The sequence below is a fragment of the Caldimonas taiwanensis NBRC 104434 genome (genome assembly GCF_001592165.1).
Lineage (GTDB): Bacteria > Pseudomonadota > Gammaproteobacteria > Burkholderiales > Burkholderiaceae_C > Caldimonas > Caldimonas manganoxidans.
Genome location: NZ_BCWK01000002.1, coordinates 32,875 through 45,136, shown reverse-complemented (window position 1 = coordinate 45,136; position 12,262 = coordinate 32,875). Strand labels below are relative to the sequence as shown.

Genomic DNA, 12,262 nt, shown 5'->3' with positions numbered 1-12,262 from the left:
GCTTCAGGCCTGGAGCAAGCCTTTGCGTTCGATGAAATCGATGACGCGGTCCAGACCTTCATGGGTCTTGAGATTGGTCATCACCCAGGGGCGGTGGGGCCGCATGCGGGCGGTGTCGGCGGCCATCACCTCCAGGCTGGCGCCTACGTGAGGCGCCAAGTCGATCTTGTTGATGACGAACAGATCGCTCTTGGTGATGCCGGGGCCGCCCTTGCGCGGGATCTTCTCGCCGGCGGCCACGTCGATCACGTAGATCGTCAGATCCGACAGCTCCGGGCTGAAGGTGGCGGCCAGGTTGTCGCCGCCAGACTCGATGAAGACGATGTCCGCATTGGGGAACTTCGCCAGCATGCGGTCCACGGCTTCGAGATTGATGGAGGCGTCTTCCCGGATCGCCGTGTGCGGGCAGCCGCCCGTCTCCACGCCCATGATGCGCTCGGGCTCCAGAGCGCCGGCCACGGTGAGCAGGCGCTGGTCTTCCTTGGTGTAGATGTCGTTGGTGACCACCACCAGGTCGTAGCGGTGGCGCATGGCTTTGCACAACATCTCGACCAAGGTGGTCTTGCCCGAGCCCACGGGGCCGCCGACGCCCACGCGCAAGGGGGGGAGTTTCTTGGTGCGGCCGGGGATGGTGTGCAAGAGGGCGCTCATGATCGAAACAGGCGTGAGTATTGGGTTTCGTGCCGCGCCGACAGAATGGCCAGCCGCGGGGTGAAGGCCTGGCGGCTGGCATCGTCCAAGGACAATGCGGCAGCCACCATGGCGGGAATGTCGTGCGTCAGGCGCTCGAGGATGCGCTGGCCGGCGCTTTGACCCAGCGGTACGGCCTTGATGGCGGCTTGCACCATGTTTTCGGCCCAGCCGAATGCAAATGACAGCAGGGCCTGTTCGGCCGAGGCGCCCACTTGGGCCGCCGCCAGGGCAAATGCCACGGGATAGGTGGGCGCCGGTGACAGGGCGGCCAGCGCAGCCAGGCGCTCATCGCTGGATCGGTTTTTCAGCCATTCCAGCAGCGAGCGTCCCATTTGTTCGGTCTGCAGGCGCAATTCGGCCGACTCGCGGGTGTGGCGCACCCAGTCGTTCAGAACCGTGATCCGCCGCAGGTCGCCGGCCTGCCAGGCCGGCACGGCCTGGGCCAGCACGGCCGCATCGGCGCGGCCCAGCGCAAGATGCAAGTGGTCGCTCAGCCAGGCGCTGGCCTGGGCTTCGTTCGTGACGAGGCCGGCCTCCACGGCCGCTTCCAGCCCTTCGGAATAGCTGAATCCGCCCACCGGCAACGCCGGCGAGGCCAGCCACATCAGTTGCAACCAGGGGGTCGAGGCCGACATCTCGGTGAGCGTGGCGCGGATGCTCAGTGGGCGTGGGGGCCACCACCGCAGCCGTGCGCATGGCCATGGGTGTGGGGCGCGTGGCCGTGACCGTGGGCAGCGTGTCCATGGCCGCCGGCCGCATAGGCGCCGCCTTCCGGTTCGAAAGGTGCCTGCACCTCGGTGACGACGAGGTGCATCTGCCGCAGCATCTCGGCCAGCACGTGGTCGGGCTCGAGTTGCAGGTGGTCGGGCCGCACTTCCAGTGGCACATGGCGGTTGCCCAAGTGATAGGCGGCGCGCAGCAGGTCCAGGGGCGAGCCGTGGTCGGGGCAGATGCTCACGCGCAGCACGGGTTGTGGTGCGGCCTGCACGCGGATGAGCGAGCCGTCTTCGGCCACGAGCACGTCGCCGCCGCGCACGACGATGCCGCGCGGCAGGAACACGCCCAGCGGGCGGCCCAGGCTGTCGGTGGCGTCGAAGCGGCTTTTTTGTCGCACGTCCCAGTCGAGGGCCACGGTGGCCGCTCGCTGCACCAGCACGGCGGCCAGGCCCTGGCCTTGGGGAAGGAGTTTGTGGACGGGCAGCATGTCGGTGAAGGTCCGTCGGCGAGGGGTCAAAACAGGAAGTAGCGCTGCGCCATGGGCAGCACGGTGGCTGGCTCGCAGGTGAGCCACTGGCCGTCGGCATGGACCTGGTAGGTCTGCGGGTCGATGTGCATGCGTGGGGTGTAGGCGTTGAGCACCATGTCGGCCTTCTTCACGCGGCGGCAGCCCTTCACGGCGGCCACGGTTTTGCGCAGTCCGTAACGCTCGGCCGCGCCTGCGGCCAGCGCCGATGGGCTCAGAAAGGTGATCGAGGTGGCGCACAGCGCCCCACCGAAGCTGGCGAACATCGGCCGGTAGTGCACCGGCTGCGGCGTGGGAATGGAGCCATTGGGGTCGCCCATGGCCGCGGCGGCGATGAAGCCACCCTTGAGAACGAGCGAGGGTTTGACGCCGAAGAAGGCGGGCTTCCACAACACGAGATCGGCCCATTTGCCCACTTCGATGCTGCCGACTTCATGCGCGATGCCGTGGGCCAGCGCGGGATTGATGGTGAGCTTGGCCAGATAACGCTTGACGCGGGCATTGTCATGGCGCTCGGTGTCCCCAGGCAGCGGGCCGCGCTGCTGCTTCATTTTGTGCGCGGTCTGCCAGCAGCGCAGGATGACTTCGCCCACCCGACCCATGGCTTGGCTGTCAGAGGAGAACATGCTGATCGCCCCCAGGTCGTGCAGGATGTCCTCGGCGGCGATGGTTTCGCGGCGGATGCGGCTTTCGGCGAAGGCCAGGTCCTCGGCGATGGAGGCGTCCAGATGGTGGCACACCATCAGCATGTCCAGATGTTCGTCGAGGGTATTGACGGTGAAGGGCCGCGTGGGGTTGGTGGACGAGGGCAGCACGTTGGGCTCGCCGACGACTTTCAGAATGTCGGGGGCGTGGCCGCCGCCGGCGCCTTCGGTGTGGAAGGTGTGGATGGTGCGGCCCTTGAAGGCGGCGATGGTGTCCTCCACGAAACCGCTTTCGTTGAGGGTGTCGGTGTGGATGGCCACTTGGATGTCGTAGCGCTCGGCCACCTCCAGGCAGTTGTCGATGGCCGAGGGGGTGGTGCCCCAGTCCTCGTGCAGCTTCAGACCGATGGCGCCGGCTTCCACCTGTTGCTGCAGGGCCTCGGGCCGACTGGCATTGCCTTTGCCGAAAAAGCCCAAGTTCATCGGAAATGCTTCGGCGGCCTGCAGCATGCGCCGGATGTTCTCGGGGCCAGGGGTGCAGGTGGTGGCGAAGGTGCCGGTGGCCGGGCCGGTGCCGCCACCGATCATGGTGGTGATGCCCGAGGTCAGGGCTTCTTCGATTTGTTGCGGACAGATCCAGTGGATGTGGGTGTCGATGCCGCCGGGCGTGACGATCATGCCTTCGGCGGCGATGATCTCGGTGCCCGGGCCGATGACGATGTTGACGCCGGGCTGCACGTCGGGGTTGCCGGCTTTGCCGATGGCGGCGATGCGTGAGCCTTTGATGCCGATGTCGGCTTTGACGATGCCCCAGTGGTCCAGGATCAGCGCATTGGTGATCACGCAGTCCATCGCCTCCATGGCCGCTGGACCATTGATGCGTTGGCTCTGGCCCATGCCGTCGCGGATGGTCTTGCCGCCGCCGAACTTGACTTCTTCACCGTAGCCGCCGGCCGCCAGGGTGTAATCCTGCTCCACTTCGATGAGGAGGTCCGTGTCGGCCAGGCGCACGCGGTCGCCCACGGTGGGGCCGAACATTTCGGCATAGGCGCGTCTGGAGAGAGTGGCCATCACAGCTTTCCTTGAACCTGGCCCCGAAAGCCATACACGACACGATCGCCTGCGTAGTCGACCAGCTCGACCGTCCGCTGTTGGCCGGGCTCGAAGCGCACCGCGGTGCCCGAGGCGATGTTCAGGCGCATGCCGCGCGCGGCGCGGCGATCGAAATGCAGGGCCTCGTTGGTTTCTGCGAAGTGGTAGTGCGAGCCGACCTGGATTGGGCGGTCGGCGGTGTTCTGCACCACCAGGGTGATCGTGCGTCGGCCCGGATTCAGGTGGAGGTCGGGGCCGTCGGTGAAGAGTTCGCCGGGGATCATGGAGCCTCCGTGGGTCATCCCGCCACCATGGGCAGCAACAGCACGGCGCCGAAGGCGGCCACGGCACCGCCGGTCAGGCGTGGCCACCAGGGATTGCGCTCGCGGCTGAGGCGGCCGACCAGCAGGCCGACCGTATGCAGCACCAGGGTGCCCAGCAGCATGCCCAGCAGCGGGGCGACGGTGCCGCTGCCGGCCAGCTCCAGTCCGTGGGCCAGGCCGTGGAAGAGGGCGAAGGCGCCCACCAGCGCACCGCCGGCCCACGCGGGCAGGCTGGCGCGGGTGGCCGCCAACAGGCCCAGCACCAGCAGTGACACCGCAATCATCGGTTCGATGGCCGGCAGCTCGATGCCACCGAGGCCCAGGCCGGCGCCCACGGCCAGACACAGGGCAAAGGCCAGCGGGGCCACCCAGATGCGGCGTGCGGTCAGGGCGCTCCAATAGCCCACGGCCAGCATGGCGGCCAGGTGGTCCAGGCCGGTGAAGGGATGGCTCAGGCCGTCCACGAAGCCGTGATGGCTGCCGCCATCGCCCCCGGTATGGGCCAGGGTCACCAGGGGCAGGCTGGCCAGCGCCAGGGCGGCCAGCCGGGGAGCAATTCGGTTCATGGCGTCCTCCACAAGTCGTGGGCGCACCAAAAACAGGCGCGCCCAGGGTTCATGCAATGGGTTGGTGCACGGTCACCAGTTTGGTGCCATCGGGGAAGGTGGCCTCGACCTGGATGTCCGGGATCATTTCCGGCACACCTTCCATCACGTCGGCGCGTGTGAGCACGGTCTTGCCCTCGCTCATCAACTGCGCCACGGATTTGCCTTCTCGGGCGCCTTCCAGGATGGCGGCCGTGATCAAGGCCACCGCTTCCGGATAGTTGAGTTTGAGGCCACGGGCCTTGCGCCGCTCGGCCAACAGGGCCGCGGTGAAGATCAACAACTTGTCTTTTTCGCGCGGGGTCAGTTCCATGCCGTCTTCCTTGCAGGATGGATGCCAGCCCCGAGGGCGGGCTGGTGCGATTCTTGTGTGTGCCTGGCATGGCCATGGATCTTCGCGCTCTGCCGTCCGACCGCCAGCCGCCCGCTGCAGGGGCGGTGCAGCGCGTCATCAAGATCCGACGCGACTACAACGGATGGGTCGCGCGCGAGACGCTGGAGGACTACGCGCTGCGCTTCACGCCGCGCTCGTTTCGCAAGTGGTCGCAGTGGCGGGTCGCCAACACGGCCTTTGGGGCGGCATCTTTCCTGATCCTGGAAGCGGTGGGGGCCACGCTGCTGGTGCAGCATGGCTTCATCAACGCGGCGGTGGCCATCGCGGTCACCGGTCTCATCATCTTCCTGGCCGGTGTGCCCATCAGTATCTATGCGGCACGTCACGGCGTGGACATGGATTTGCTCACGCGGGGGGCGGGCTTCGGCTACATCGGCTCCACACTGACCTCGCTGATCTACGCGAGCTTCACCTTCATCTTCTTCGCGCTGGAGGCGGCCGTGATGGCCTACGCGCTGGAGCTGGCCTTTGGTCTGCCGCCCAGTTGGGGCTATCTGGTGTGTGCGCTGGTGGTGATTCCGCTGGTGACCCATGGCGTGACCATGATCAGCCGCTTGCAGGTCTGGACGCAGCCGCTGTGGCTGGTGATGCTGGTGCTGCCCTACGTCTATGTGTTCCACCACAACCCCGGGGTGCTGTCGGGGCTGGTGTCCTATGCCGGGGTGGATGGCGGTGGCGGATCCTTCCAATGGCTGGCGTTTGGGTCGGCCACCACGGTGGGCATCGCGCTGGTCACACAGATGGGCGAGCAGGTGGACTACCTGCGCTTCATGCCGGAGAAGACGCCCGCCAACCGCTGGCGCTGGTGGGCTGCCCTGCTGATGGGCGGGCCGGGCTGGGTGGTGCTGGGGGTGGTGAAGATGCTGGGGGGCGCTTTGCTGGCCTACCTGGCGCTGTCTCACATGGTGCCGGCCGAGCGGGCGGTGGATCCCAACCAGATGTATTTGGCGGCCTATGAGTATGTGTTCGCCGACTACGGATGGGCCGTGGCGGCCACGGCGCTTTTCGTGGTGGTCTCGCAGCTCAAGATCAACGTGACGAATGCCTATGCGGGCTCGCTGGCGTGGTCGAACTTCTTCTCGCGGCTGACGCACAGCCATCCCGGTCGGGTGGTGTGGGTGGTCTTCAACACCCTGATCGCCTTGATGTTGATGGAGCTCAATGTCTTCCAAGCCCTGGGGGGGTGTTGGGCTTGTATTCCAACATCGCGATCTCTTGGATGATGGCCGTGGTGGCCGACTTGGTGATCAACAAGCCCTTGGGCTTGTCGCCCCAGGGCATCGAGTTCAAGCGGGCCCATCTGTACGACATCAACCCGGTGGGCGTGGGGGCGATGTTCGCCGCCTCGGCGTTGTCCATGACCGCTCATGTGGGGTTCTTTGGCGAAGTGGCGCAGGCGTTTTCGGCCTTGATTGCGTTGATGACGGCCGTGATCGTTTCACCGTTGATCGCCTGGGTCACGAAGGGACGCTACTACATCGCCCGGCGCGATGCGCCGCTTGCGCCTGGGGCGGGCGCTCGAGACGGAGATGGGGGCTTGCGTGCGGTTCATCGATGCGCGATCTGCGAGCGGGAATACGAGCGCGAGGACATGGCCTGGTGCCCGGCCTATCAGGACGCCATCTGCTCCTTGTGCTGCACGCTGGATGCTCGTTGCAACGATCTGTGCAAGCCGCATGCGCGATGGTCCGCACAGTGGTCGGCCGCGCTGCGCTGCCTGTTGCCGCGCCGCGCAGCCCCGTATGTCCAGACCGGCTTGGCTCAATACCTGTTGTTGATGAGCCTGATCACGCCGGCGCTGGCCTGCCTGTTTGGCTTGCTCTATCACCACGAGATGCGAGCGCTGGGCGAGCAGGCGGCCGCCTTGGCGCCCGCGCTGAAGCTCAGTTTTTTGAAGGCCTATGCGGTATTGCTGCTGGTCTTGGGCATCGTGGCGTGGTGGTTGGTGCTGACGCATCGCAGTCGCTTGGTGGCGCAGGAGGAATCGAACCGTCAAACCGAGGCGCTCATGCGTGAGATCGAATCGCACCGCCGCACCGACGAAGCGCTGCAACAGGCCAAGCGTCAGGCCGAACTGGCCAATCAGGCCAAGACCCGCTACATCACGACCATCAGCCACGAGCTGCGCACGCCTCTGAACAGCATCTTGGGCTATGCGCAATTGCTCGAGGAAGACGACACCATGCCGCCTCACCGCAAGCAGGCCGTGCGCGTGATCCGCCGTGGAGGGGATCACTTGCTGTCGTTGATCGAGGGGACCTTGGATTTGGCGCGCATCGAAAGCGGCAAGCTGACCCTGGAGCCCAAGCCCATGCGCTTTCGGCAGGACATGCTCGAGATGGCGCGCCTGTTCGAACTGCAGGCTGCCGGCAAGGGCATCGCCTTCGAGCAGCAGTTCGAGGACGGTTTGCCCGAGGTCGTGCGCGCGGATGAAAAGCGCGTGCGGCAAATCCTGATCAATGTCTTGGGCAATGCCGTGAAATTCACGGCCCAAGGCAAGGTGGCGTTTCGCCTGCAGTACGCTCGTGAGATGGCGCGCTTCGAGATCGAGGACACGGGGCCGGGCATGAGCGCCGAGGAACTGTCGCGCATCTTCGAACCCTTCGAGCGCGGCTCGGCTGCAGGAGGCGCTTCGGTGGGAGGCACGGGCTTGGGGCTGACGATCGCCAAGATGTTGACCGACTTGATGGGCGGCGAGATGACGGTGCGCAGCACCCCAGGCGTGGGCACCTGTTTTGCGATCCGCCTGTTCTTGCCCGAGTTGCGCGCCACGGCGATCGAGAGCGAAACGCCTCGTTCGGCACGCATTGGCTATTTGGGGCCGCGTCGGCGCATTCTGGTGGTGGACAACGAGAAGGTCGATCGCGGGCTGCTGGTGAACCTGTTGCAGCCCTTGGGCTTCGACATCCATCAGGCCGCATCAGGCTCGGAATGCCTGGCCATGCTGCATCACCTCCAGCCCGACGCCATTTTCCTCGACTTGGCCATGCCGGGCATCGATGGCTGGGAGACGTTGAGGCGCATTCGCCGCGACCGACTCAGCGCGGCGCCTGCGGCCATCGTGTCGGCCAATGCCTTCGACAAGGGGTTGGACAACGACGTGGGCATCACGCCGCAGGATTTCCTGCTCAAGCCCGTGCGGGTGGGCGAACTGCTGGACTGGCTGGGCACGCGCTTGTCCTTGCAGTGGGTGCGAGCGACGCAGACGACGCCCCAGATGCCGCCTGCGGATTCAGAGGTTCTGCCCGCCCCTCATCTTCTGCGTGCCCTGGCCGAACAAGTGGCCTTGGGCTATTACCGTGGCATCGTTCGCGTCCTCGACCAGATCGAGTCCGAGCAGCCCGAGTGTGCGGGCTTCGTGGCCCGTTTGCGAGGACTGGCGCGCGAGTTCCAGTTCGACACGATCAGCCGACTGCTGCACAACGCCGTCCATGAACCCCGTCTTTCCCGACCTTGACCCGACCAGCGCCGTGGTGCTGGTGGTCGATGACGTGCCTGACAACGTGGCCATGCTGCACGATGCGCTGGACGAGTCGGGCTACACCGTGTTGGTGGCCACCCATGGCGAAGGCGCGTTGCGCAGCGCGGCCCAGGCGCAGCCCGACATCGTGTTGCTTGACGCGGTGATGCCGGGCATGGATGGCTTCGAGGTGGCTCGACGACTCAAATCTCAGGCGGCCACGGCCAGCATTCCCATCATCTTCATGACGGGCCTCAGCGACACCGAACATGTGGTGGCGGCTTTTCAGGCCGGTGGGGTCGACTATGTGACCAAACCGGTGCGCACGCGCGAGGTCATCGCCCGCATCGCCACCCATGTGCAGGGGGCCCGCCAGGTGCGCCAGGCCAAGCAGGCGCTCGACGTCTTTGGCAATGCCACCTTGGCGGTGCGGCTGGCCGACGGACGCATCACTTGGCAAACCCCGCTGGCCCGGCAGTATCTGGAAACCTATGGCGGCAGCGAGGATGGCCACCTGGAGCCGGGGTTGACCGAGTGGCTGCGCCAGCAGGCCGAGCAAGTGCTCGTCACGCACGAGCCCGCAAGCCGCACGCTGGTGCGGGGCGCCGGCCGCCTGACGCTGGTGCTGCATCACCCCAGTGGCGATGGGGAGTGGTTTTTGGTGCTGCGCGAAGCCAACGATGCGGCATTGCTGGAAGCGTTGTCGGCCACTTTTCGGCTCACGGCCCGCGAAGCCGAGGTGCTGTATTGGGTGGTGCAGGGCAAGACGAACCGGGACATCGGCGACATCCTGGGCGCCAGCCCCGCCACGGTGAAGAAGCATTTGGAGCATGTCTTCGAGAAGCTGGGCGTGGAGACCCGCACCGCGGCGGCGGCCGTGGCGATCGGTCGAGTCCCTCTGCTGGGGCGCCGCTGAGGCGCACCGCGCCGCGTGCGGTGCCGTGTGATGCGGCTGCCCGTGCGTTCAGCGACGCGGTGGCACGCGGGCTTCCAACGGGGCGGGTTGGTAGTCGGGCCGCAGGCGACAGCCCGGGCCGAAGCGAGCTTCATAGGCTTGGCACTGCTGCGCCAGTCCCGCCGCAGTGGGTTTGTCGCCTTGCCGTGCCCAGCGCACCAGCGCATCGAAAAGCGTGGCGTAGATCGGGTCGCTCAGATAGCTGTGATCGTGGTGATCGCTGAACACCTGGACCAAGTGTGAGGCCGTGCCGGCGCGTTCCATGGTGCGGGCAAAGGCGGTCTCCAGTTCGACGAACGCCGTGGGGTCGCCAATGCCGTGCACCGTCAGCACCGGGATCCCGATGCGGCCCGTCAAGTCGGCGTCGGCACCGAAGCGGGCCACGGCTCGGGGGTCGGCACGGTAGCGCAGCACGCCGGCGTTGAGTGCGGCATCGTCCTGCGAGCCGCTGTAGCGGACCTCAGCGTTGTCGAAGGGATTCAAGCCGCCGGTGCGGTGTTGCACGATGTCCTGGAAGTGCCAGGTGGCCCAGTTCAGGTGAGCGATCACCGAGCTCTCCGGGATGCGGATCACGTCGACGAGGGTCTTGAGCTTGCGCGCCTGCTCGGGCGTGCGTTGAGCCGCCGGTTTGCGCACGCCCAGGCACTCGTCCACGCGCGCGGCCAGTTCCGAGCGGGTCAGCGTGCTGTCGGGCGGCAAACCCATCCATAGCGGGTATTGAGGCTCATCGGGCCGCGGATGGTTGTGGCACAGGGACTGATACACCACCCGCAAATCGAGGCGGAAATCGTAGGAGCGGGTCCCCCCGGCCAGCACCCCGCTGGTCAGCAGCACGCCGGCATAGGGGGAGCGTTGGCCTGGTGCGGCATACATTTCGGCGGCTTTGGCCGCCACACTGGCCCCCCAGGACTGGCCATGCAGCAGGGTCAGGGTCGGCTGCGCCACATGCTCGACGAAGATGCGGCGCACCCGCTCGGTGTCTTCGGCGGCCGAGCGCACGGCCACGCCACCTTGGCGAAACACGGAGCCTGCCCAGGCATAGCCGGCCCGCAGCGTGATGGCCCAGCGTGTGAGATCTTCATCGGCGCGGCGGGCCTGAGGCTCGCCCAAGGTCGGGCCACCGTGGGCATGCACGACCAGCATGCGGTTCCAGTCCTTCGGCACGGCGATCAGGTAGTGCGCACCTGCGGAATCCCGCCCCCGCAGGCAGCGGGTCTCGGCCGGAACGCCTTCTGGACAGGATGTGGCCACAGGCGGGGCTTCTTGGCTGGGGGTGTGGGCGCATCCGCCCACCAGAGTGGCGCACAGGGCCGAGGTGAGGACCAGGGGCGCGCGAAAGCGTGCAGCCATCGTCATGACGTTTGTCTCCGAATGAAATGGTGTCGGTCACCTTCGCCGAGGTGTGCGTCGGCACTATAGCGTGCATGGGGGATGGGCGCGCGTCGGTGCAGCCGGCGCATGTGCCTACGCCAGATGGCGTATTTCCCAGTTCTTGGGGGCTCCTTAACCTGCAGTGGTCCTCACCCTCGCCGTTGTGTCGATCAAGGAGCGCCAACCCATGAACACCTCTCGCCGTCATTTCAACCAGACCCTGGGCGCCATCGCCCTGGGGGCTGCGACCATCGGCCTGCCCGTACAGGCCCAGTCCGACACCATCAAGGTCGGCATCTTGCACTCGCTGTCAGGCACCATGGCCATCTCGGAAACCGTCCTCAAGGACGTGGCCCTGATGACCATCGAACAGATCAACGCCAGCGGCGGGGTGCTGGGCAAGAAGCTCGAACCCGTGGTGGTCGATCCGGCGTCGAACTGGCCTCTGTTCGCCGAAAAAGCGCGCCAGCTGATCACGCAGGACAAGGTGGCCGTGGTCTTTGGCTGCTGGACCAGCGTGTCGCGCAAGTCCGTGCTGCCGGTGTTCGAGGAGCTCAACAGCCTGCTGTTCTACCCGGTGCAGTACGAAGGCGAAGAGCTCAGCAAGAACGTGTTCTACACCGGTGCTGCGCCCAACCAGCAAGCCATCCCTGCGGTGGAATACCTGATGAGCAAGGAGGGCGGCTCGGCCAAGCGTTTCGTGCTGCTGGGCACCGACTATGTCTATCCGCGCACTACCAACAAGATCCTGCGCGCATTCCTGAAGTCCAAAGGCATCCCTGAGAGCGACATCATGGAAGCCTACACGCCGTTTGGGCACAGCGACTATCAGACCATCATCGCCAACATCAAGAAGTTCGCCAGCGCCGGCAAGAAGACGGCGGTCATCTCCACGATCAACGGCGATTCCAACGTGCCGTTCTACCGTGAACTGGGCAACCAGGGGCTGAAAGCGACCGATGTGCCGGTGGTCGCTTTCTCCGTGGGCGAAGAGGAGCTGCGCGGCGTGGACACCAAGCCCTTGGTCGGCCATCTGGCGGCCTGGAACTATTTCATGTCCATCAAGAACCCGACCAATGAGGCGTTCATCAAGGCCTGGTCGGCCTACGCCAAGGCCAAGAACATCCCTGGCCACAAGGATCGCCCGTTGACCAACGATCCGATGGAAGCCACCTACATCGGCATCCACATGTGGAAGCAGGCGGTGGAGAAGGCCAAGAGCACCGACACCGACAAAGTCATCGCGGCGATGGCCGGCCAGACCTTCCAGGCCCCCAGCGGCTTCGTCGCCAAGATGGACGAGAAGAATCACCACCTCCACAAGCCGGTGTTCATCGGCGAAATCAAGGCCGATGGTCAGTTCAACATCGTGTGGAAGACCAAAGGCCCGATCAAGGCCCAACCATGGAGCCCTTACATCCCCGAGAACAAGGGCAAGAAAGACGAGCCCGAGAAGAAGTGAGCCTGGGTCTGTGAGGACGC

At 65.8% G+C, this 12,262-nt stretch carries 9 protein-coding genes and 2 pseudogenes; 3 read left to right on the top strand and 8 right to left on the bottom strand.

What is annotated here, in order from left to right; genetic code table 11:
- Positions 1-3: 3 nt before the first annotated feature.
- From ureG to CTA01S_RS01850, 7 genes and pseudogenes are all read right to left on the bottom strand, one after another.
- Complete coding sequence (gene ureG / locus CTA01S_RS01880; protein WP_062191525.1) at positions 4-651, bottom strand: urease accessory protein UreG; 648 nt, start codon at positions 649-651, stop codon at positions 4-6.
- Positions 648-1,328 (bottom strand): urease accessory protein UreF, encoded by a 681-nt coding sequence (locus CTA01S_RS01875; protein ID WP_062191522.1) that lies wholly within the window; start codon positions 1,326-1,328, stop codon positions 648-650. The genes ureG and CTA01S_RS01875 overlap by 4 nt, the downstream gene beginning before the upstream one ends.
- A gap of 26 nt (positions 1,329-1,354) precedes the next feature.
- A pseudogene (gene ureE / locus CTA01S_RS01870) lies at positions 1,355-1,897 on the bottom strand (urease accessory protein UreE); the annotation flags it as partial.
- Positions 1,898-1,923: 26 nt separating this feature from the next.
- On the bottom strand, positions 1,924-3,651 hold the full coding sequence (gene ureC, locus CTA01S_RS01865; RefSeq protein WP_019559723.1) for an urease subunit alpha: 1,728 nt from the start codon (positions 3,649-3,651) through the stop codon (positions 1,924-1,926).
- The gene (locus tag CTA01S_RS01860; protein WP_062191520.1) at positions 3,651-3,956 is read right to left on the bottom strand and encodes an urease subunit beta; all 306 of its coding nucleotides are present in this window, start codon (positions 3,954-3,956) and stop codon (positions 3,651-3,653) included. The genes ureC and CTA01S_RS01860 overlap by 1 nt, the downstream gene beginning before the upstream one ends.
- A 14-nt stretch (positions 3,957-3,970) precedes the next feature.
- Positions 3,971-4,561 carry a HupE/UreJ family protein gene (locus tag CTA01S_RS01855; RefSeq protein ID WP_062192149.1) on the bottom strand — a complete coding sequence of 197 codons (591 nt, stop codon included), beginning with the start codon at positions 4,559-4,561 and terminating at the stop codon, positions 3,971-3,973.
- Positions 4,562-4,610: 49 nt separating this feature from the next.
- Positions 4,611-4,913 carry an urease subunit gamma gene (locus tag CTA01S_RS01850; RefSeq protein ID WP_019559720.1) on the bottom strand — a complete coding sequence of 101 codons (303 nt, stop codon included), beginning with the start codon at positions 4,911-4,913 and terminating at the stop codon, positions 4,611-4,613.
- Between the two features lie 68 nt (positions 4,914-4,981).
- Here CTA01S_RS01850 and CTA01S_RS01845 point away from each other — a divergent pair.
- Positions 4,982-8,451, top strand: a pseudogene (locus CTA01S_RS01845) (hybrid sensor histidine kinase/response regulator).
- On the top strand, positions 8,426-9,370 hold the full coding sequence (locus CTA01S_RS01840) for a response regulator transcription factor (RefSeq protein WP_026329975.1): 945 nt from the start codon (positions 8,426-8,428) through the stop codon (positions 9,368-9,370). Before CTA01S_RS01845 ends, CTA01S_RS01840 begins: the two are co-directional and overlap by 26 nt.
- 48 nt (positions 9,371-9,418) lie before the next feature.
- Here the strand turns inward: CTA01S_RS01840 and CTA01S_RS01835 are convergent, their stop codons facing one another.
- Complete coding sequence (locus tag CTA01S_RS01835; protein ID WP_062191519.1) at positions 9,419-10,765, bottom strand: alpha/beta fold hydrolase; 1,347 nt, start codon at positions 10,763-10,765, stop codon at positions 9,419-9,421.
- A 202-nt stretch (positions 10,766-10,967) separates the two neighbouring features.
- Between CTA01S_RS01835 and urtA the strand changes: the two genes are divergently transcribed.
- On the top strand, positions 10,968-12,242 hold the full coding sequence (gene urtA / locus CTA01S_RS01830) for an urea ABC transporter substrate-binding protein (protein ID WP_062191518.1): 1,275 nt from the start codon (positions 10,968-10,970) through the stop codon (positions 12,240-12,242).
- The last annotated feature ends 20 nt before the right edge of the window (positions 12,243-12,262 follow it).

What these genes read in the sequence shown, in the direction of transcription:
- CTA01S_RS01875 (WP_062191522.1), bottom strand. Translation starts at nt 1,328, where the DNA reads ATGTCGGCCTCGACCCCCTGGTTGCAACTGATGTGGCTGGCCTCGCCG.
- ureG (WP_062191525.1), bottom strand. Translation starts at nt 651, where the DNA reads ATGAGCGCCCTCTTGCACACCATCCCCGGCCGCACCAAGAAACTCCCC.
- CTA01S_RS01835 (WP_062191519.1), bottom strand. Translation starts at nt 10,765, where the DNA reads ATGACGATGGCTGCACGCTTTCGCGCGCCCCTGGTCCTCACCTCGGCC.
- urtA (WP_062191518.1), top strand. Translation starts at nt 10,968, where the DNA reads ATGAACACCTCTCGCCGTCATTTCAACCAGACCCTGGGCGCCATCGCC.
- CTA01S_RS01850 (WP_019559720.1), bottom strand. Translation starts at nt 4,913, where the DNA reads ATGGAACTGACCCCGCGCGAAAAAGACAAGTTGTTGATCTTCACCGCG.
- CTA01S_RS01855 (WP_062192149.1), bottom strand. Translation starts at nt 4,561, where the DNA reads ATGAACCGAATTGCTCCCCGGCTGGCCGCCCTGGCGCTGGCCAGCCTG.
- CTA01S_RS01840 (WP_026329975.1), top strand. Translation starts at nt 8,426, where the DNA reads ATGAACCCCGTCTTTCCCGACCTTGACCCGACCAGCGCCGTGGTGCTG.
- CTA01S_RS01860 (WP_062191520.1), bottom strand. Translation starts at nt 3,956, where the DNA reads ATGATCCCCGGCGAACTCTTCACCGACGGCCCCGACCTCCACCTGAAT.
- ureC (WP_019559723.1), bottom strand. Translation starts at nt 3,651, where the DNA reads ATGGCCACTCTCTCCAGACGCGCCTATGCCGAAATGTTCGGCCCCACC.